Genomic DNA, 18,639 nt, shown 5'->3' with positions numbered 1-18,639 from the left:
AAATGCACCCCTTGGTTCCCCGGGACGGGAACGGACTCGTCCTCGCCCTCGATGTCGGCGGCACCGACATCAAGGTCGCCCTCCAGGACGGCTCGGGCACACTCCACGGCCTGAGACGGCTCTCCACGCCCCGCGACGCCCGGCGTCCAGGCGACGTCGTTGTCGAAGAGGTCGCCCGGCTTCTGGCGGATTACCAGGAGCAGGCAGGCAGTGTGCCCGTCCGATCCATCGGTTTGGTGGTTCCGGGCCTCGTGGATGAGGTATCCGGCGTCGGCATCCTCTCCACGAACCTCGGCTGGCGGAATTATCCCTTCTCCCGCAATGTCGAGGAGGCGACCGGACTGCCGGTGGCGTTCGGACACGACGTCGGCCTGGCCGGTGAAGCCGAGATGCGGCTCGGCGCCGGACGCGGACTGCGGGATGCCGTCGTCATGGTCATCGGCACCGGGATCGCCGGAGCCCTGTTCTGCGACGGCCGGCGCGTCCATGGCGGCGGGTTCGCCGGTGAAATCGGGCATGCCCCGGTGGCCGGCGGCATCCCCTGCGCGTGCGGCGCCTCGGGCTGCCTGGAAACTGTCGCTTCAGCAGGTGCCATTGCCCGCCGCTACACAGAGCTCACCGGTGTGCCTGTCTCCGGCGCCCGGGAGGTCCTGGCCGCGGCTGCTGCCGGGAACACCGACGCCGCCAGGATCTGGAACGAGGCGGTCGAGGCCCTCGCCGCTGTCGTCGCCTCGATAACCGCGGTGCTGGGCAGTGAAGCGGTCATCTTCGGCGGCGGACTGTCCCAGGCCGGCAGCGCATTGCTGGATCCGGTGGCACGGCTGGTTGATTCCCGCCTCTCCTTCCACCGCCGTCCCCGGCTGCTCAGCTCCGTCCTTGGACAGGATGCCGGCCTGACGGGGGCCGCGCTGCGCGCCCGGGACCTGCTGGCGGCAACCGCATGAACCAGGTTCCCGGCACGGTCCTCACCCTGACCCCGAACCCCGCTCTCGACGAGACGTACGCCGTTCCCGCCCTGATACCGGGAAGCACCCACCGCGTGCAGCCTCCGCTGGCCCGGGCCGGAGGCAAAGGCATCAACGCGGCCCGCGTGGCACACCAGCTCGGTTACCGGGCGCTGGCGGTCGCTCCCTCCGGCGGTCCGGCGGGGAAAATATTCCGAGCCGAACTGGCTTCTTCCGGCCTGCCCCACGTGCTCGTGGACACCGCAGCACCCACTAGGCGAAGCATGGCCTTCGTTGATGAGGGGAGCGGGCTGACGAGCATCTTCAACGAAACAGGATTCCCGCTTTCGCCGGGGGAAGGGGAGCACCTGCTGGGAGCTGTCGAAGCCGAACTCCCCCATGCAGGCTGCCTGGTTGGTGCGGGCAGCCTCCCGCCGCAGGCTCCCCCCGATTTTTTCGCCCGGCTGGTCCGGCTCGGCAACGCGTCCGGGCTGCCGTGCATCATTGACACCTCCGGCCCCGCACTCCTGGAGGCCGCGGCCGCGGGCGCCTTCCTGCTCAAACCCAACCGCGAGGAATTGGCGGAGGCAACCAGGCAGGCTGACGTCCCCGCAGGCGCGGCAGCGCTCCTGCGGGCCGGAGCCCGGAACGTCCTGGTCAGCGCGGGCGCTGAGGGAATGTGGCTTTTTACCGCGGAGGAGACGGGCGCTTTCTACACTGCATCACTGGGCCACAGCCTGCCGGGAAATCCCACCGGAGCCGGGGACGCCGCCGTCGCGGCGGTTGCCGTCCAGCTGGCCGCCGGCAACGGTAATCCGGCGTCCTGGCTGCGGGCCGCGACGGCCTGGTCCGCAGCCGCTGTTCTCATGCCGGCTGCCGGCGAAATATCTCCCCGCTATGCCTCCTTCGCGGACGAAGTGCAGGTACATCGGGTTACCCGGGGCGCAGCCCTGACACAGGAGGAAAACGCATGAGCCTCACACCTACCCGCACGCTGGTGCAGGACGCAGCTGCGACCGGAACCGGCATAGGCGCCTTCAACGTCCTGCACCTTGAAACAGCCGAGGCGATCGTCATGGGTGCGGAGGAAGCAGGGCTGCCGGTCATCCTGCAGATCTCGGAAAACTGCTCCGCGTACCACGGGGCCCTGGAACCGCTGGCTTTGGCCTGCAGGTCCGTGGCATCCGCTGCCTCCGTCCCCGTGGCACTGCATCTGGACCATGCCGAGGACGAAGCACTGGTGCACAGCGCGCTCGAGCTGGGATTCGGCTCCGTCATGTTCGACGCTTCGCGCCTGCCGTACAGCGAGAACGTTGCCGCAACAGCACGAGTGGTGAAGCATGCCGAGGCAGCAGGCGTCTTCGTGGAGGCGGAACTCGGGGAGATTGGAGGCAAGGACGGCGCACACGCCCCCGGAATCCGCACCGACCCGTTCGAAGCCGTGGACTTTGTCCTGTCAACGGGAGTCGATGCCCTGGCGGTCGCCGTCGGGTCCTCCCATGCCATGACCGATCGGTCAGCCGCCCTGGACCTGGAGCTGATTGCCGAGCTGCGCAGGAGCCTGGACGTTCCGCTGGTCCTGCACGGATCCTCCGGTGTGAGCGACGCCATGCTGGTCGCGGCCATTCGGGCGGGGATGACTAAGATAAATGTTTCCACCCATTTGAACAGCTTCTTCACCCGTGCAGTCCGCGGGGCGCTCGAACAGAACCCGTCTCTGGTGGATTCACGGAAGTACCTCCGCGCGGGCCGGGAGGCTCTGGCACCGGAGGCAGGCCGGTTGCTGACGCTCTTCTCGCTCCATGGGTGCCACTGCCCCGGCGAAGACTAGGAACCCATGGAAAAGACAGAGCGGCTGAACGCAATCCTCGATCTGCTCGCCGCGCAGGGCCAGGTCCTGGTGGAGGACATCGTCTCGCAGCTGGAGGTTTCTCCCGCCACGGCACGCCGGGATCTTGATGCCCTCGCCGCGCAGCGGCTGCTCACCCGTACCAGGGGCGGGGCCAGGATGGACGCGGTTGCCTACGACCTTCCCTCCCGGTACGCGCGCGACGACCAGGCCGCCCAGAAACAGGCAATCGCCCAGGCTGCCAGCGCCCTGGTGCCCAAGGGCGCAGTGATCGGACTCTGCGGCGGTACCACAAGCACGGCGATCGCCCACGCGCTCGGCATGCGCCGGGACCTCATGGAAACCTCCAGCAAGCCGACACTGACGGTTGTCACCAACGCCATTAACATCGCTGCCCAATTGGTCGTCAGGCCGAATATCCGCGTCATGGTGACCGGCGGCGTCGTCAATCCGCGTTCCTATGAGCTGGTGGGACCGTACACGGACACCATCCTGCAGCGGGTGGCGCTGGACCTGGCATTTGTCGGGGTGAACGGCCTGGACCCGGAGGTGGGCCCGACCATCAATGACGAAGCCGAAGCCGCCGTGAATGCGCTGATGTCCCGGCGTGCCTCCCAGACCTACGTAGTGGCCGATTCGTCCAAGATCGGTGCCCGCAGCTTCGCGACGCTCAGCGGCTTCAATTTCAGCAACCTGATTACGGACTCAGGGATTACTGCAGAGGAAAAAGCCGCCTTCGAAGCCGCAGGCACAAAGGTGATCGTCGCCGGCGCCTAGTCAGCCACGGACGCCGGCTCGCCGGTCGCGAACTGGGTGTTGTGCAGTTCGGCGTAGCGGCCCCGGGCCGCCAGCAGTTCCGCGTGCGTGCCCTGCTCGACAATCCGCCCGTCCTCCACCACCAGGATTCGGTCCGCGTTGCGGATCGTGGAGAGGCGGTGCGCAATCACGACGGCGGTACGGCCTTCGAGCGCTTCGGTAAGGGCTGCCTGGACCGCTGCCTCAGAAGTGGAGTCCAGTGCGGCGGTCGCTTCATCGAGGATGACGACGCGCGGCTGGGCCAGCAGGAGCCGGGCGATGGTCATTCGCTGGCGTTCTCCGCCGGAGAGCCGGTAGCCCCGCTCCCCGACCATGGTCTCCAGCCCCTCCGGCAGCGACCGGATCAGGTCTTCGAGCCGCGCACGGCGCAGGGCATCCCAGATCTCTTCTTCGGTGGCTTCGGGGTTCGCCAGCAGCAGGTTGGAACGGATCGTCTCGTGGAACAGGTGCCCGTCCTGCGTCACCATGCCAAGCGCCGAACGCATGCCTTCAAAGCTGAGGTCGCGGACATCGGTGCCGGAGAAACGGACAGCCCCTGAATCGACGTCGTACAGGCGGGAGAGCAGCTGCGCGATCGTTGATTTGCCGGCGCCGGAGCTGCCTACCAGTGCCACCGTCTGGCCGGGCTCCACCCTGAACGACACTCCGTGGAGCACGTCTTCTCCTCCGCGGCTGTCCAGGACCGCCACGTCTTCCAGGGAGGCCAGGGAGACTTTGTCCGCCGTGGGGTAGGCGAATCTCACGTTGTCGAACTCCACGCCCAGCGGTCCGGCGGGAACCGGAGCGGTCTTTTCCTTCTCCCGGATCAGCGGCTTGAGGTCCAGGATCTCGAATACGCGTTCAAAGCTGACGACGGCGCTCATGATTTCCACCCGGGCATTCGCCAGCGAGGTCAGCGGTGCGTACAGCCGTGTCAGCAGCAGGGCCAGGGTCACGACGTCGCCCGTGTTCAGGGTGCCGGTCAGGGCAAAGTAGCCGCCCAACCCGTACACCAGGGCCAGTGCGAGCGCGGAAACCAAGGTCAGTGCCGTCACGAAGATGGACTGCATCATGGCTGTCTTCACGCCAATGTCCCGGACCCGTGCTGCACGGACGGCGAATTCCGTGGATTCCGCCTCGGGCCGGCCGAAGAGCTTCACCAGGGTGGCGCCGGGAGCGGAGAACCGCTCGGTCATCTGGGTGCCCATGGAGGCGTTGTGGTTGGCGGCCTCGCGCCGGAGCGCGGCAAGCCGTCCGCCCATCCGCCGCGCCGGCACCAGGAACACCGGGAGCAGGAGCATGGCCAGCACGGTCACCTGCCACGACGTATTGAGCATGACAATGAGTGTCAGGACCAGTGCGACGACGTTGCTCACCACACCGGAGAGCGTTCCGCTGAAAGCCTGCTGGGCGCCGATGACGTCATTGTTCAGGCGGCTGACCAGCGCGCCCGTGCGGGTCCGGGTGAAGAAGGCGATCGGCATGCGCTGGACGTGGTCAAAGACGGCGGTCCGCAGGTCCAGGATGACCTGCTCGCCGATCCGGGAGGAGAACCAGCGGGTGGCAAGGGAAACCCCCGCATCCGCGATTGCCACCACGGCGATCAGCGCCGCCAGCCAGATGACGGTCTCCACGGAGGTCTGGGCCACGAGGGCGTTCACCACCTCACCGGCAAGGACCGGCGTGGCTACGGCGAGGAACGCTCCCAGCGTGGACAGCGCCAGGAAGCCGATCAGCTGCCTGCGGTAAGGGGCTGCGAACCCGAGAATACGCTTCAGCGTCTCGCGGGAAATCTTCTTGTCTGTGCCTTTGGCCGTGGAGATCTTATACAGAGAACTCCACGCAGCACCTTCCATGCTCATGCGTCTAACTTCCTTACTTGGCGGCACCTACCAGCTTAAGCGACGGAGTCCCTGTGCCTGCCGTTCATAACCGCCGCCGCTTCCGCGTCATTCCCGGGCGCGGCAGCAGCCGGAGGGGACACAGGTAACGATGTGTCCTGCACCACGGGATAGGCCCGGCGCTGGGATACACTCAAACCGCCCGCACACAGCCGGGAACACAGAGTGAAAGGGCCGCTATGCCCACGGCGCCGACCCACGAGGGGCTGTCTACCGACAGCCCCGGCGATGACCTGCCGGCGCTGGTTGCCGTCAGCGACACGACACTGCGCAGTGCAGTGGAAGAAGCGCTTTCATTCGCCCGGCTGCGTCCGGTGTCCTCCGGCAGTGTCCCGGACGCTCCGCTTCCCGTGCTCGCCGTCGTCGACACGGCCACGGTGGAGGCCGCAGGGCCGGACCTGCGCAGCTGGCTGCTCCCCGGTGCCGACGGCTCCGGTCCCCCTGTCATCCTCATCACTACGGGTGAGCTCCTTGATGTGGAGGACATGGTGCGGCGCGGCATCACGGACTTTGTGCTGAGCCCGCTGGCCGGCAATGAGCTGTCCTACCGCGCGGCGCTGATCCGGGCCGAGTCCCTGGCCGTGCGCCGCCGCCGGGAGGTGAACAACCTGCTGCGCGGCAAGGCGCGTGTCATTTCCGCTGCTGTCCGCGCCACGAACGACCCCCATGTCATGGCCGACGCCGTTGTCTCCGGTCTGGGCGGCGTATTCGGTGCCGACCACGTCGCCCTGACAACCTTCCCCGATGAACGGGTGCCGGAGCTGCTGACCTCCTGGAGCCGGCCCGGAACCCGTGCCGCGATCCCGGCCCCCGACCCGGGCCAGGCCATCGAAGTAGCGGAAATGCTGTGGGAAAACGGCCGGGTGCTGGCCGCGCGGGACCACTGGGATCCTGAATGCGACACGCACCCGATCCTGCACCCGGCTCCGCGGGAGGCCGGGCTGCGCACCTCGGTGATCGTGCCCCTGGGCCACGGGGACCGGCCGTTCGGCATCATCTGGCTGGCGGGAGAAAACACGGAGCGAATCTGGACTCCCACGGAGCTTTCACTGATCCAGCACGTCAGCGGCAACCTCGCCCACGGACTGGTGCAGGGCCACCTGATTACGGCCCAGCGCACCGTCCTGGCCCGCCAGCGCGAGCTGGACCGGGAGAAAACCGACTTCGTGGCCACGATCAACCATGAACTGCGCACGCCCCTGACATCCATCACCGGATACCTGGATCTCATCCTCGACGGGTCAGGCGGCGGGATCTCGCCCGAAATCGCGCAGATGCTCGAAATCGTCGGCCGCAACGCCAGCCGCCTGAACCACCTGATCGGCGACCTGCTGACCATTTCCCGCTCAGACGCCGAGGAACCCCGGATGGACGTGGAGGAGCTGATCCTGAGCGAACTCCTGGATCAGGTCATCGCCTCCCTGACCCCCGCTGCTGCAAGCCGGAATATCGGCCTCACGCTGCAGGAGACGGATTCGGCGTTCCGCCTGGACGGCGACCGCGAACAGCTTGAACGGGTCTTCAGCAACCTGGTTTCCAACGCGGTGAAGTTCACGCCGCCCGGCGGGTCGGTCAATGTGGAGGCCTGCCGCGTTCCCGTTACGGACGGCAAAGCTCCTATGCTGCGCATCTGTGTCCGGGATACCGGTATCGGCATCCCCGCTGAAGACCTGCCCAGGCTCTTCGGACGGTTCTTCCGCGCGTCGAACGCCACAGCTGCAGCCATCCCCGGTACCGGACTGGGCCTGGCGATCGTCCAGGACATCGTGCACCAGCACGGCGGTACGCTCACCATTGACTCCGCCGTGGGCGAGGGCACCTGCGTCGAAGTACTGCTGCCCAGCGGCTAGGAACCCGCCCCGGTGCCCGCGGCGACCTCTGCCCGCGCTTCGATCCGTTCCGGGAAGCAGTAGCAGTTCAGCGAATTGCCGCGGCTGAACCCCACAAGCGTCATGCCGGCATCACGCGCCAGTTCCACTGACAGTGAGGACGGCGCCGAGACCGCCGCCAGGACCGGAATACCTGCCAGCTGGGCTTTCTGAACAAGTTCAAAAGAGGCCCGGCCCGAGACCTGGAGAACCGTGCCGCGCAGCGGCAGCAGGCCGTTGCGGAGCGCCCAGCCCACCACCTTGTCGACGGCGTTGTGCCTGCCAACGTCCTCGCGGAGGCACAGCAGTTCTCCCTCGGCCGTGAAGAGTCCGGCCGCGTGCACTCCGCCGGTCTTGTCGAAGAGCGCCTGGCTCCCGCGGAGCCTGTCCGGCAGCGACGCCAGCACGTCCAGGGGTACCCGCACGCCGTCGTCGGCGACATCGAAATGGGAGGACTTTCGCACTGCTTCAATGGAGGCCGTACCGCAGATGCCGCAGGAACTGGAGGTGTAGACGTGGCGTTCCATGCCCGTGTCCGGCAGCGCCGTACCGGGGCGCAGCTGCACGTCCACGACGTTGAATGTCTGCTGGCCTTCCTCGTCGACGCCGGCGCAGTACCGCATCGATATGAGCTGGCCGGCTTCCCAAATCACGCCTTCGGAGACGAGGAAGCCCGCCACCAGGTCAAAGTCATCGCCCGGCGTCCGCATGGTCACCGTGAAGGATCGGCCCTGGAAGCGGATCTCGAGCGGTTCCTCGCCGGCCAGTACGTCGTCGCGCTTGCTGGCCGTCCCGTCGATGCGGAACCTTGTAATTCGGGCACGCCGTGAAACCCGTCCCATCCCATCGCTCCTCAATAAGTCTTAGACTGGCCTCACTTCAGACTAGGTGAATTCTTACATGAGGACGTGGTGGCTGTGCCAAGCAAGGCTCCGAAGAACGGAATCGACGAATCCGAACTGCGGGTGGGTGAACCCAAGACCCATGCCGTCGGCCTTCCGGCCGTCATCAATTCCCTGCGTATTTCCTTCGACCAGATGGGTGCGCTCCGCAGCGCGCAGACCCTCATGAACGTCAACCAGAAGAAGGGCTTTGACTGCCCCGGCTGCGCCTGGCCTGAAGGAGACAAGCGGCATGCCGCAGAGTTCTGCGAGAACGGGGCCAAGGCCGTAGCCGAAGAAGCCACGAAGCGCCGGGTTCCGCCGGAGTTCTTCGCTGAGCACTCCGTGGCCGAGATGCTGGAGATGGACGACTACTGGCTGGGCCAGCAGGGCCGGCTCACTGACCCCATGGTGCTCGAGGCCGGTGACACCCATTACCGCCCCATCAGCTGGGACGCTGCCTATGACCTGATCGTCGAGGAACTCGGCGCCATGGATTCCCCCGACCAGGCAGTGTTCTATACCTCGGGACGGACATCCAACGAGGCCGCGTTCCTCTACCAGCTCATGGTCCGGGGCATCGGAACCAATAACCTGCCCGACTGCTCGAACATGTGCCATGAATCCTCCGGCTCGGCGCTGACCGAAACCCTGGGCGTGGGAAAGGGCACCGTCAGCCTGGACGATGTGCAGGGCTCGGACCTGATCATCGTGGCCGGCCAGAATCCCGGCACCAACCACCCCCGGATGCTGACCGCCCTGGAACGGGCCAAGAAGAACGGCGCGACCATCATCGCGGTGAATCCCCTGCCGGAAGCGGGACTGCTGCGTTTCGACAACCCGCAGACGGCGTCGGGCATCCTCGGCACCAAGTTCGGCGGCGGAACCCAGCTCGCCGACGACTTCCTCCAGATTCGTCTGGGCGGGGACCAGGCGCTCTTCCAGGGACTCGGCAAATACCTGCTCGAGCAGGAGGAAGAGCACGGGAACGTGTTCGACCATGCCTTCATCAAGTCCTACACAGACGGGCTGGACGCGTACCTTGCCGAACTCCGCCGGACCAGCTGGGATGAAATCTGCTTTGCCAGCGGCCTGACCCGCGCACAGATCGAAGCCACCGGCGCCCGCCTGACCGCATCGAAATCCACCGTGGTGTGCTGGGCCATGGGTCTGACGCAGCACAAGCATTCCGTACCGATGCTGCGCGACATCGTTAACGTCCTGCTGCTTCAGGGCAACGTCGGCCGTCCGGGAGCCGGAGTGTGCCCGGTGCGCGGACATTCCAACGTCCAGGGTGACCGAACCATGGGAATCTTCGAGCGCATGCCGGAAGTTTTCCACGACCGGCTCGACGACGAATTCGGATTCCAGTCCCCGCGCCGCCACGGCTTCGACACCGTCAACGCGATCCGTGCCATGCGGGATTCGAAGGTCCGCGTGTTCATGGCCATGGGCGGCAACTTCATCCGCGCGACCCCGGATTCCCTGGTCACGGAGGATGCCCTGCGCAACACGGCGCTGACGGTCCAGGTCTCCACCAAGCTGAACAAGTCGCACCTGGTCCATGGCACCAGGGCCCTCATCCTTCCGGCCCTGGGCCGTACCGACCGCGACACGCAGGCCGGCGGGGACCAGCGGGTCACTGTGGAAGACTCGATGAGCGCCGTCCACGCATCCCAGGGGCGGCTGGACCCGCCCGGCCCGCAGGTCCGCTCCGAGGTTGCGATCGTCAGCGAACTCGCGGAACGGCTTTTCACCGGGACCAAAGCGCCCTTCCGGAACAACGCCCCGCAGCTGGACTGGCTGGCTGCCCGTGCGGACTACTCCGTGATCCGCCGCCACATCGAGAACGTCATTCCCGGGTTCGAGGGCTTCGAGTCCAAGATCAAGCGGGGCGGCGGAGGTTTTGTGCTTCCCAACGGCCCCCGTGACGGCAGGAAGTTTGCCACTGCGACGGGCAAGGCCCGATTCACGGCGAATGAACTGCAGTACCCCAAGGTGCCCGAGGGCCGCCTCATCCTGCAGACCCTGCGTGCGCACGACCAGTACAACACCACGGTGTATGCCAAGGATGACCGTTACCGGGGCATTTACGGCGGGCGGAGGGTCGTCTTCGTCAATGCCGCCGATCTGGCGGCGGCCGGACTCAAGGACGGTGACCTGGTGGACATGGTCTCGGAGTACGAGGATGGGGTGGAGCGGCGCGCCGAGAGCTTCCGTGCGGTCGCCTACAACACCCCTGTGGGCTGTGCCGCCGCGTACTACCCGGAGGCCAATGTGCTGGTGCCGCTGGACTCGGTTGCTGACGTCAGCGGCACCCCCACATCGAAATCGGTGATTATCCGGTTGGAGCCTGCTTCACCGGCCACGGCAGCGGCAGCGCAGTAATACTCTGGTCGGGGCTGCAGCCGCCTTCGGGTACCACCATCACGGCGTCAGCGTCGGCCAGTCCCCGCAGCATGCCTGAGCGGTAGTACTGCGAGGGCATGGCACGCCCGTCCTGGATGCGGCACGGCACCAGGCGGGTCTTGCCCGGCATCGGGTCGATGCTGACCCCTGCCAGCACATGGCGCTCCGGTGCCGCCGCTGCGCCGCGAAGCCCGTCAAGCAGCGGCTCCAGGACCGTGAACACCGCCATCATCGCGGCCAGGGGGTTGCCCGGCAGGGCAACCACAAACCGGCCGTCGGGAAGGCGTGCCAGCAGGGTGGGGTGGCCCGGACGCATCGCGATGCCGTCTATCAGCAGCTCTGCGTCGACGGACTCCAGCGCGCGGCGCAAATGGTCCGCCTCTGATGTTCCCGTGCCGCCGGTGGTCACCAGCACATCGCCGGAGGACATCGCCAGGGACGCTTCGTCCACAGCATCGGTGCTCAGCGCCGCGACGACGTCCTCCAGCCGGTCCGGAAGCCGCCGCACGGCATCAATCCTGCCGCCGAGCATTTCCACCAGCTGCGGAAGCTGGGGGCCGAAGGTGTCCCGCACCTGACCGGAGTCCGGCAGGCCGAACTCGATGACTTCGTCCCCGGTGAACAGCAGCGAAACCCGTGGGGCCCGCAGCACTGGCAGCGTGTCATGGCCGCAGACCGCAGCCAGCGCGATGTGGGCCGGGTTCAGCACCGTCCCCGCGGGGATCGTGGTTTCTTCTGCTGCTGCTTCCTCCCCCGCCGGGCGGATGTGTTCACCGGGCCGCGGTTCGTCAGCCCGGGCAGAAGGCCCCGGAACGATGGTCTGGGGATCCCCGGGACGCAGCACCCCGTTTTCGGAACGCAGCACCGCTTCTCCTCCGGCCGGAATCAGTCCACCTGTCAGGATCGGCACGGCCTGTCCCCGCTGCAGCGGACGGCGGCCCGATTCGCGGTGGATCTGCCAGCGCTCATGTTCGGGCTCTTCGGCCGTCACAAGCGTCCACGGCGGTGCTCCGGCCACGGCCCAGCCATCCATGGCGGACGACGGGTAGTGCGGCACGGGCTGGAGGGCAACGGCGTCGGAGGCAAGTGTCTGGCCAAGTGCTTCAGCCAGCGGGACCGTCTCAAACGGCAGCGGCCGGGCCGCGGCGTGGGAAGCCCGCCGTGCCTGTTCCCAGGAAGTGTTCGGCTGCAGCGGCAGAATGAGGGGTGCGGCGCCGTTCACTTCTGCTCCTGCGTCCCGGCGGCGTCGCATTCACGCTGGGCTGCCCGGATAGCTGCCCGCATGGCGAGTGCCTCATCAGCCTGCCCGCTTCCCGCAGCCAGGCCGGCGGCCAGCCCGGCGACGAAGGTGGTGAGCGGTGCAGCAGGCCGCACGACGTTGTGTGCTGCTGCTGCGGCCAAGTCGAGGACCGCGTCGATGTCCACCTCTGTGCCTTCGAGCTCCAAGGACTGCAGCAGGCGCTGCGTCCAAGCTTCAAGTTGCTGCTGCTGGGTTCCCATAGTGGCTCCTTTGTCCGTCGCGTAGCACCGGAAGCAGCAGGTTTCAGGCGGTGCGGTTACCCGGGCTGATGCCCCATCTTCCGGCATCCTCCCAGGTGTCCACGTCCGCGGTACTTCCCGCTGGAACGGCGACCTCTCTCCACTGCACCCTAGCAAGCAGGCTGAACATTGACAGATTCTCCAGTCCCTCCGGACGCGCTGCCACGCAGCGCCGCAGCTCGGCGCTCCGGTACAGTGCCGCCAGCGGTTGCGCCTTGCCCCTTGCATCGACTGCCATGAGGGAGTCTCGGGGATCCCGGGCGGCTTCAGCGACCAGGGCGGGAACTGCACGGGCCACGCCGGGCATGTCGCAGGCCAGCACCAGTATCCATTCCGGCGCAGGGCGGCCGCGGGCAGCGGACCGCTGGTCAAGCACCGTGAGGGCGGCGCCGACTGCCGCGGCCGGGCCTGCGAACGGAGGATCCTCACGGACGCGAACGCAGTTATCCCCGTGCCTAAGCAGCATTGATTCCAGCCGGTCAGGTCCGGCGACGGCTATTTCGCGGGCTCCGGCAGCGGCGTCGAGGGTGATTTCAAGCAGGCTGTTTTCCCCGAGGACCAGCTCCGCCTTGGGCACACCCCCCAACCGGGAGGAGCGTCCGCCGGCCAGGACGACGGCGTCATAGGCAGGCGGGGGCGGTTCCGGCAGTGCCACTAGGCTGCCGTATCGCCGAGGAAGGGATTCCACTGGGCTGCGGGCTGCTCCAGCTCACGGATCTGCCACCGGGCACCCCTGGGTGGCCGGGGAGTAAAGCGCAGTTTCCATCCGAGCTGGTTCAACGTCTTGTCCCCTTTGTGGTTGTTGCATCTCAGGCAGCAGGCCACAAGATTCTCCCAGCTGTCTTCTCCCCCGCGGGACTTCGGCACCACGTGATCAACGGTTGAGGCCTGCTTACCGCAATACGCGCAGGAGTGCCCGTCCCTTCTCAGGACACCCCGCCGCGTGGCGACCGTTCCCTCGCGGTAGGGAATGTTCACGTAGCGGTTGAGGAGAATCACTGAGGGGCGTCCGAAGACGTCCGTGGGGCCGACCACCGGATCGCCGCTTTCTGCAAGCACGCTCGCTTTGCCGGTGAGCACCAGCACCAGCGCGCGCTTGAAAGTTACGACAGCCAGCGGTTCGTAGCCGGCATTCAGAACCAAGGTTCGCATGCACGTTCCTCTTCGCCTGCCCGCCGGTGCAGGCGGAGAAGCAGCCCCACCTTTACACCGCGGTACTTCGAATCTTGATTGCAAGAGTAAGCCGCGGGAGGCAATCGCGCCATTTAAGGGGAAGGAAAGGCAAGGAATCGGCGGAGTGCCGAGCGGCCGCGCCTATAGCCGGGCAGAACCAGCAAAGGACCTTCCCGAGGGGGAAGGTCCTTCGCCGGACTGTGTCAAAAGGTACTGCTGTGTCAAAAGGTACTGCTAGGTCAAGAAGAGGTACTGCTAGCCGCCAACGCGGATGTAGACGCCGCCCGAGCCGAGCTCTGCCGGGGCAACCACTGTCTGGTTTCCGAAGAAGCCGCCGTGGATGGCCTGGCCGTTGCCGACGTAAACAGCAATGTGGGCCAGGCCCATGCCGCCGTCGGCGTAGTAGATCAGGTCGCCCGGAAGCGCCTCAGCTGCACCCACCGTGCGGCCGAGGGAAAGGTAACCGGCCGGCCACCCGTGGTAGTTGATGCCTGCAGCTGCCAGGGCGTTCGTTGCCAGCATGGTGCAGTCCTGCATCACGCCCAGCTGTGCGTAGGCAGCGGCCGCGATGGTCGCGCCGACACCGGAGGCAACTGCGGGAGCCGCCTGGGCGGGTGCAGCAGCAGCTGTACCGGTGCCCTGGGCCTGCGCTGCGGGAGCGATGACCTCCTGCGACTGCACCGAGATGTCGGCGGTTTCGGCGGTTTCGGCGGTTTCTGCTTCCACAACAGACTGCTCGGCAGCAATAACGCCGGGTACCTGTGCGAGCTTCAGCTCCAGGCCTGCTGCATCAGCAGGGACCTGAAGAGGGATGGAGGAGAGATCCAGCTTGCTGGTCTGCACGTCACGGGAGGTCTCCGCGCCGGCAGCGTTTGCTGCGACGCCGGTGGTCAGTACCAGGCCCGAGGCTGCTGCGATGACAGCGGCCTGGCGGCCCATCGTGCCGGCGTTGGTGCTGACTGCGCCGGCCAGGGCGGTGAGGGTGCTGGTGCGCTGGACAGGAGCCCGGTGGCGCGCGCGCTCAGTTGTCGAGGTCATGGAAGGTGTTTCTCCGTAGTTTCAGGCAACCGCGCGTCAGCTGACGCGGACGAAGCTTGCGCCGGGAAGGTCGGACAGGGAGTGCAGGCCGGTGTTCATGCCGTTCAGGCCACCGGAGATGACTTGGCCGTTGCCGACGTAGATGGCTACGTGGCCGCCGGTGATTACCAGGTCGCCTGCCTGCGGAGTGCCAACCACGGCACCGAAAGCGAAGAACTGTGAGGGACCGAGGTCGCCGACGGACTTGCCGACCGAGCGCAGTGCCTTCTCGACCATGGCGGTGCAGTCCTGCGCCACGCCGATCTGCGAGTAGGCAGAAGCTACCAGTCCGGCTGCAACGCCGCTGGCGCTAACCTCGGCCACCGGAGCGGAAGACGCCGTGGTGAGGCCGGTGGAGGCCTGTGCTGCGGCTGCGGGAGCGGCTGCGGCCTGCTGGGCTGCATAGGCTTCCTGCTGGGCGGCGAGTGCCGCTGCGGCTTCTTCGGCTGCCGCGAGCTCGGCTGCCGCAATTTCGGCGCGGATCTCGGCACCGGAAAGCGAGCCGGCAAGGGGCTCAACCGGAAGTTCGAAAGGTGCCTGCTCGGAGACCGTGACGGTCCCGTTGGAGGTCACAACGTTGAGGGGGGTGGATTCCAGTGCCTGGCGGTCAGTGGAGACCGGTGCGGCCTGCGCCGGCATACCTGCGGCCAGGACGAGGCCGGAAGCTGCGACGACGACGGCGGCCTGACGGCCGACAGATCCTGCGTTGGCGGTTACGGCTTTGGAAAGCGCCGTAAGCGGGCTGGTTTGGACTGCGGGCGCACGGTGGCGTCCGGACGTGTTTGATGACACAGTGTTTGCCTCTCCCAACGCCTGCGAGGTGAGCTGTCGGATTCGGATGGGAGTCACCCGGCTGCGGACGGCTAGGTCCAGCAACTTAACCCCTAGGGCTTCTTACGAAACCCAAAATTGGTTCCCCCGCCTCTGCCATGCGATTTTTGCGAACGGATCTCAGACAGTGGCAGAGCTCGGCGAACTGTTCGAGAGTGCCCGGTCTTTGCGAACCAGGCACGGTGACGAGAATATAACAACATCAGGGAAATGTCACGCTCAGGTCACGAAAGCGTGTTGAGCGGATCACAACCACCCAAGAGGGTCGACAGCAGTGCCGTTTACCATTACTTCGAAATGCAGATGGCAGCCGGTTGATGCGCCGGTGCTGCCGCTGGCGCCCACCAAGTGGCCGCGCTGGACCTTATCCCCCACAGACACGCTGATGGCGGAAAGGTGGTTATACGTCGTCTCCACGCCATTGCCGTGATCGAGGACCACGCGGTTCCCGCCGCCGAGGGCATGCCACCCGGCAAAGGTAACGGTGCCGCTGGCTGCTGCCGTGACCTCGGTCCCGCAGGCAGCAGCAAAGTCCTGGCCGGTGTGCAGCTCTCCCGCTGCTCCCGTGATCGGACTGACCCGGTAACCGAAGGACGAGGCCTGCACCAGTTCGGATTCCAGCGGCGTGGCCAGTGTGCCCTTGGCCGCGGCCGGCGTGACGTCCATTCCGGCCACGGTGAGCCCCTGGAGCTTGGCGTCCGGATCAAACTTGCTGGTAAGCGCCGCCCGGTCGAAGCTCAGTGTGACGTTCGGATCCGCCGACACGGCAGGTGCCGCTGACGGCGTGGGCTGCTCCATCGGAATATCGGCAGCAGCGGTCGTAGGCAGGGCGACCGTCAGGACCAGGCCCGATGCCGCAGCACCAATGGCCAGCTTCTGTGCCGACGCCCCAAGGGGGCGCTGGACTGTTTCTGCGCGGCGCCGGCCTGTTGACCGGTCGGTGGAGCGTGGGCGCAGCGGTGCAGCCGGTGTTTCGGCTCTGCGCCTGCCCGAAGCTGCATGCTTCGACAAGTTTTTCCCTCTCTGCAAAGCCTGCGAAGTTAGCTGTCGGATTCGAGTAGAGAAAACTCGGCCTCTGACGCACGGGATCCGCAAGGATTCCATGCTGCTCGGAGGCTTCACCCCAAGGCAGCCCTGCTGCCGGTGATTGGGTCCTCCGCCCCTGCCTTCGAACGGTTGCACCTGCGGTCCAGTGGCAGGGTTCGGCTGTCGGACCGGTAAGCGGTGGGGTTGCTGTAGTCAGATGCAACTATAGGGTAAAAAGTCGAAAAGATACCATTCCGTTATCAGGACACCGGAATGTCGCGGGCGGGCTGCGCGACAAAGACGTGGGATGCCACTTCCGCGGGCAGTTCCAGTGCGCCTTCAATCCCGGGAACCCGCACGGAGATATAGCCGCCTACCACCTCCGCCGTAATGGTGGCGCCGGGCCGCAGGCCGGCTTCATCGAGCTGGGTCAGCAGTTCGGGATCCACCTGGATCGGTTCGGCCAGCCGTTCCAGCAGCATCTCTTCTCCCGGCTGGGCAGAACCCACCGCCGAGACCAAATTCAGGCAGCTGGTTGTCTGCGCCGAGGGCAGCCCGCCAATCGCCTCCAGGCCTGGAATGGGGTTCCCGTAGGGCGACTCTGTGGGGTGTCCCAGCAAGTCGTAGAGCCGCCGTTCCACCCGTTCGCTCATCACGTGTTCCCAGCGGCAGGCCTCGTCATGGACGTAGGCCCAGTCCAGTCCGATCACGTCGGCCAGCAGGCGCTCGGCCAGGCGGTGCTTGCGCATGACCTCCGTTGCCCGCCGGCGTCCGAATTCGGTCAGCTCCAGCTGACGGGTTCCCGAAACCACAACCAGGCCATCGCGTTCCATCCGGCCGATGGTCTGGGAGACCGTAGGACCGGAATGGCGCAGACGCTCGGCAATCCGCGCCCGGAGAGCCACGATGTTCTCCTCTTCGAGTTCCAGAATGGTTCGAAGATACATCTCAGTTGTGTCTATGAGGTCCGTCATGACCAGCCGCTCCTAGCATTCGTGCGGAAGAGAAGGGATGGAAAACCGGCGTGGCGCAGACCGCGCCGCAGGTTCGGTTCCACGTTAGCCCATCGCACCGAAACGGGCCCAAACACCATGGCGCGGGCCACCTTAGGGCACCCGGTCACAAATAGGAACGTCACGGCCGCCGGGTGTTGAATGGAAAGGTACGTGAAGTACCCTGCCAACCCGCTTGGAGCAAATACAACAATGGGCGAAACCACCGCACTTACCATCCCTGCAGATCTTCTTCCAAAGGACGGACGTTTCGGTGCCGGTCCTTCCAAAGTCCGCCCCGAACAAATGGAGGCTCTCTCCCGTGCCGGAGCAAAGCTCCTTGGCACCTCCCACCGCCAGGCTCCGGTCCGGAACCTGGTCGGCAGCGTCCGGGAGGGACTTTCCTCGCTGTTCTCCGCTCCCGAAGGATACGAAGTAGTCCTCGGCGTTGGCGGATCCACGGCGTTCTGGGATGTTGCGTCATTCGGCCTCGTGGAGAACAAGGCACAGCATCTTTCATTCGGTGAATTCGGATCCAAGTTCGCTGCGGCTACGAACAAGGCGCCTTTCCTGTCCGCATCCAGCATCATCAAGGCGGAGCCCGGAACCCGTCCCGAGGCGCAGGCCGAGGCGGGCGTCGACGTGTACGCCTGGCCGCAGAATGAGACGTCCACGGGCGTTGCGGCTCCGGTCCGCCGGGTCGAAGGTGCGGACAAGGATTCCCTGGTCCTGATCGACGCGACATCCGCTGCCGGCGGACTCGACGTCGACCTCTCGGAGGCGGATGTCTATTACTTCGCACCGCAGAAGAACTTCGCGTCCGACGGCGGGCTCTGGCTTGGCATGTTCTCCCCGGCCGCCATTGAGCGTGCAGCGCGGATCAACGCATCGGACCGCTGGATCCCCGATTTCCTGAACCTGCAGACGGCAATCGACAACTCACGCCTGAACCAGACCTACAACACGCCGTCGCTCTCCACCCTGGTGACACTGAACGCCCAGCTGGAGTGGCTGAACTCGAACGGCGGGCTGAAGTTCGCCACGGACCGCACGGCAGACTCAGCAGGCCGTATTTATGCCTGGGCCGAAGCGTCCTCCGTCGCCACGCCGTTTGTTGGCCGGGCCGAAGACCGGTCCAACGTGATCGCAACCATCGACTTCGACGATTCGATCGACGCTGCCGGGATCGCCAAGACCCTGCGCGCGAACGGCGTGGTGGACGTTGAGCCGTACCGCAAGCTCGGCCGCAACCAGCTGCGCATCGCGACGTTCGTGGCGATCGAACCCGAGGACGTCAGCGCACTGCTGCAGTGCATCGACTACGTTATCGAGCATTCCTAGCAGCAGGCATCCG

17 protein-coding genes and 2 riboswitches are annotated in these 18,639 nt (G+C 66.2%); of the genes, 7 read left to right on the top strand and 10 right to left on the bottom strand.

All coding sequences use genetic code 11. From position 1 onward, the window contains the following. Window positions 1–2 precede the first annotated feature (2 nt). Genes NF551_RS02940 through NF551_RS02925 form a run of 4 tightly spaced genes read left to right on the top strand, consistent with a single transcriptional unit; the run spans window position 3 to window position 3,570 of the window. Window positions 3–944 (top strand): ROK family protein, encoded by a 942-nt coding sequence (locus NF551_RS02940; RefSeq protein ID WP_227897567.1) that lies wholly within the window; start codon window positions 3–5, stop codon window positions 942–944. Further along, the gene (locus NF551_RS02935; protein ID WP_227897566.1) at window positions 941–1,918 is read left to right on the top strand and encodes a 1-phosphofructokinase family hexose kinase; all 978 of its coding nucleotides are present in this window, start codon (window positions 941–943) and stop codon (window positions 1,916–1,918) included. The genes NF551_RS02940 and NF551_RS02935 overlap by 4 nt, the downstream gene beginning before the upstream one ends. Next, complete coding sequence (locus NF551_RS02930) at window positions 1,915–2,775, top strand: class II fructose-bisphosphate aldolase (RefSeq protein ID WP_227897565.1); 861 nt, start codon at window positions 1,915–1,917, stop codon at window positions 2,773–2,775. The genes NF551_RS02935 and NF551_RS02930 overlap by 4 nt, the downstream gene beginning before the upstream one ends. Before the next feature lie 6 nt (window positions 2,776–2,781). Beyond that, a complete protein-coding gene (locus NF551_RS02925; protein ID WP_227897564.1) occupies window positions 2,782–3,570 on the top strand; it encodes a DeoR/GlpR family DNA-binding transcription regulator in 789 nt (262 codons plus the stop codon). Here the strand turns inward: NF551_RS02925 and NF551_RS02920 are convergent. Continuing rightward, window positions 3,567–5,450, bottom strand: coding sequence for an ABC transporter ATP-binding protein (locus NF551_RS02920; protein ID WP_227897563.1), 1,884 nt, complete (start codon window positions 5,448–5,450; stop codon window positions 3,567–3,569). The two genes, NF551_RS02925 and NF551_RS02920, sit on opposite strands and share 4 nt — an antisense overlap. Before the next feature lie 218 nt (window positions 5,451–5,668). Between NF551_RS02920 and NF551_RS02915 the strand changes: the two genes are divergently transcribed. Next, window positions 5,669–7,339 (top strand): ATP-binding protein, encoded by a 1,671-nt coding sequence (locus tag NF551_RS02915; RefSeq protein WP_227897562.1) that lies wholly within the window; start codon window positions 5,669–5,671, stop codon window positions 7,337–7,339. Here NF551_RS02915 and fdhD read toward each other — a convergent pair. Next, window positions 7,336–8,199, bottom strand: a complete 864-nt coding sequence (gene fdhD, locus NF551_RS02910; RefSeq protein WP_227897561.1) for a formate dehydrogenase accessory sulfurtransferase FdhD — start codon at window positions 8,197–8,199, stop codon at window positions 7,336–7,338. The genes NF551_RS02915 and fdhD overlap by 4 nt on opposite strands. Window positions 8,200–8,274: 75 nt before the next feature. Between fdhD and NF551_RS02905 the strand changes: the two genes are divergently transcribed. Then, a complete protein-coding gene (locus NF551_RS02905; protein ID WP_227897560.1) occupies window positions 8,275–10,626 on the top strand; it encodes an FdhF/YdeP family oxidoreductase in 2,352 nt (783 codons plus the stop codon). Here the strand turns inward: NF551_RS02905 and NF551_RS02900 are convergent. From NF551_RS02900 to NF551_RS02865, 8 genes are all read right to left on the bottom strand, one after another. Then, window positions 10,577–11,869, bottom strand: coding sequence for a molybdopterin molybdotransferase MoeA (locus NF551_RS02900; RefSeq protein WP_227897559.1), 1,293 nt, complete (start codon window positions 11,867–11,869; stop codon window positions 10,577–10,579). The two genes, NF551_RS02905 and NF551_RS02900, sit on opposite strands and share 50 nt — an antisense overlap. Further along, complete coding sequence (locus tag NF551_RS02895; RefSeq protein ID WP_227897558.1) at window positions 11,866–12,147, bottom strand: DUF6457 domain-containing protein; 282 nt, start codon at window positions 12,145–12,147, stop codon at window positions 11,866–11,868. Before NF551_RS02895 ends, NF551_RS02900 begins: the two co-directional genes overlap by 4 nt. 43 nt (window positions 12,148–12,190) lie before the next feature. Then, window positions 12,191–12,841, bottom strand: a complete 651-nt coding sequence (gene mobA, locus NF551_RS02890; protein ID WP_227897557.1) for a molybdenum cofactor guanylyltransferase — start codon at window positions 12,839–12,841, stop codon at window positions 12,191–12,193. Continuing rightward, the gene (locus tag NF551_RS02885; RefSeq protein WP_227897556.1) at window positions 12,841–13,338 is read right to left on the bottom strand and encodes an HNH endonuclease; all 498 of its coding nucleotides are present in this window, start codon (window positions 13,336–13,338) and stop codon (window positions 12,841–12,843) included. Before NF551_RS02885 ends, mobA begins: the two co-directional genes overlap by 1 nt. Before the next feature lie 276 nt (window positions 13,339–13,614). Continuing rightward, window positions 13,615–14,397: an NlpC/P60 family protein gene (locus tag NF551_RS02880; protein ID WP_227897555.1), complete on the bottom strand. Its 783-nt coding sequence runs from the start codon at window positions 14,395–14,397 to the stop codon at window positions 13,615–13,617. A 36-nt stretch (window positions 14,398–14,433) separates the two neighbouring features. Beyond that, complete coding sequence (locus tag NF551_RS02875; protein WP_227897554.1) at window positions 14,434–15,228, bottom strand: NlpC/P60 family protein; 795 nt, start codon at window positions 15,226–15,228, stop codon at window positions 14,434–14,436. Window positions 15,229–15,232: 4 nt separating this feature from the next. Beyond that, window positions 15,233–15,389, bottom strand: a riboswitch (cyclic di-AMP (ydaO/yuaA leader). Between the two features lie 124 nt (window positions 15,390–15,513). Then, entirely contained in the window at window positions 15,514–16,278 is a 765-nt protein-coding gene (locus NF551_RS02870) for a M23 family metallopeptidase (protein ID WP_227897553.1), read from the bottom strand. A 3-nt stretch (window positions 16,279–16,281) separates the two neighbouring features. Then, window positions 16,282–16,485, bottom strand: a riboswitch (cyclic di-AMP (ydaO/yuaA leader). Between the two features lie 68 nt (window positions 16,486–16,553). Further along, window positions 16,554–17,267 (bottom strand): iron-dependent transcriptional repressor DtxR, encoded by a 714-nt coding sequence (locus NF551_RS02865; protein WP_227897552.1) that lies wholly within the window; start codon window positions 17,265–17,267, stop codon window positions 16,554–16,556. A gap of 231 nt (window positions 17,268–17,498) precedes the next feature. On the opposite strand from NF551_RS02865, the gene serC reads away from it, so the two are divergent. After that, the gene (serC, locus tag NF551_RS02860; RefSeq protein WP_227897551.1) at window positions 17,499–18,626 is read left to right on the top strand and encodes a phosphoserine transaminase; all 1,128 of its coding nucleotides are present in this window, start codon (window positions 17,499–17,501) and stop codon (window positions 18,624–18,626) included. The last annotated feature ends 13 nt before the right edge of the window (window positions 18,627–18,639 follow it).

Origin of the sequence: Arthrobacter caoxuetaonis (assembly GCF_023921125.1) — a bacterium.
GTDB classification, from domain to species: domain Bacteria; phylum Actinomycetota; class Actinomycetes; order Actinomycetales; family Micrococcaceae; genus Arthrobacter_B; species Arthrobacter_B caoxuetaonis.
The sequence above is the reverse complement of the archived record's forward strand: the minus strand, read 5'-3'. Positions and strand labels throughout refer to the sequence as shown.

Excerpts from the sequence above, each read along its gene's own strand:
- NF551_RS02940 (WP_227897567.1), top strand. The coding sequence starts at position 3 with ATGCACCCCTTGGTTCCCCGGGACGGGAACGGACTCGTCCTCGCCCTC.
- NF551_RS02935 (WP_227897566.1), top strand. The coding sequence starts at position 941 with ATGAACCAGGTTCCCGGCACGGTCCTCACCCTGACCCCGAACCCCGCT.
- NF551_RS02930 (WP_227897565.1), top strand. The coding sequence starts at position 1,915 with ATGAGCCTCACACCTACCCGCACGCTGGTGCAGGACGCAGCTGCGACC.
- NF551_RS02925 (WP_227897564.1), top strand. The coding sequence starts at position 2,782 with ATGGAAAAGACAGAGCGGCTGAACGCAATCCTCGATCTGCTCGCCGCG.
- NF551_RS02920 (WP_227897563.1), bottom strand. The coding sequence starts at position 5,450 with ATGAGCATGGAAGGTGCTGCGTGGAGTTCTCTGTATAAGATCTCCACG.
- NF551_RS02915 (WP_227897562.1), top strand. The coding sequence starts at position 5,669 with ATGCCCACGGCGCCGACCCACGAGGGGCTGTCTACCGACAGCCCCGGC.
- fdhD (WP_227897561.1), bottom strand. The coding sequence starts at position 8,199 with ATGGGACGGGTTTCACGGCGTGCCCGAATTACAAGGTTCCGCATCGAC.
- NF551_RS02895 (WP_227897558.1), bottom strand. The coding sequence starts at position 12,147 with ATGGGAACCCAGCAGCAGCAACTTGAAGCTTGGACGCAGCGCCTGCTG.
- NF551_RS02885 (WP_227897556.1), bottom strand. The coding sequence starts at position 13,338 with ATGCGAACCTTGGTTCTGAATGCCGGCTACGAACCGCTGGCTGTCGTA.
- NF551_RS02880 (WP_227897555.1), bottom strand. The coding sequence starts at position 14,397 with ATGACCTCGACAACTGAGCGCGCGCGCCACCGGGCTCCTGTCCAGCGC.
- NF551_RS02865 (WP_227897552.1), bottom strand. The coding sequence starts at position 17,267 with ATGACGGACCTCATAGACACAACTGAGATGTATCTTCGAACCATTCTG.
- serC (WP_227897551.1), top strand. The coding sequence starts at position 17,499 with ATGGGCGAAACCACCGCACTTACCATCCCTGCAGATCTTCTTCCAAAG.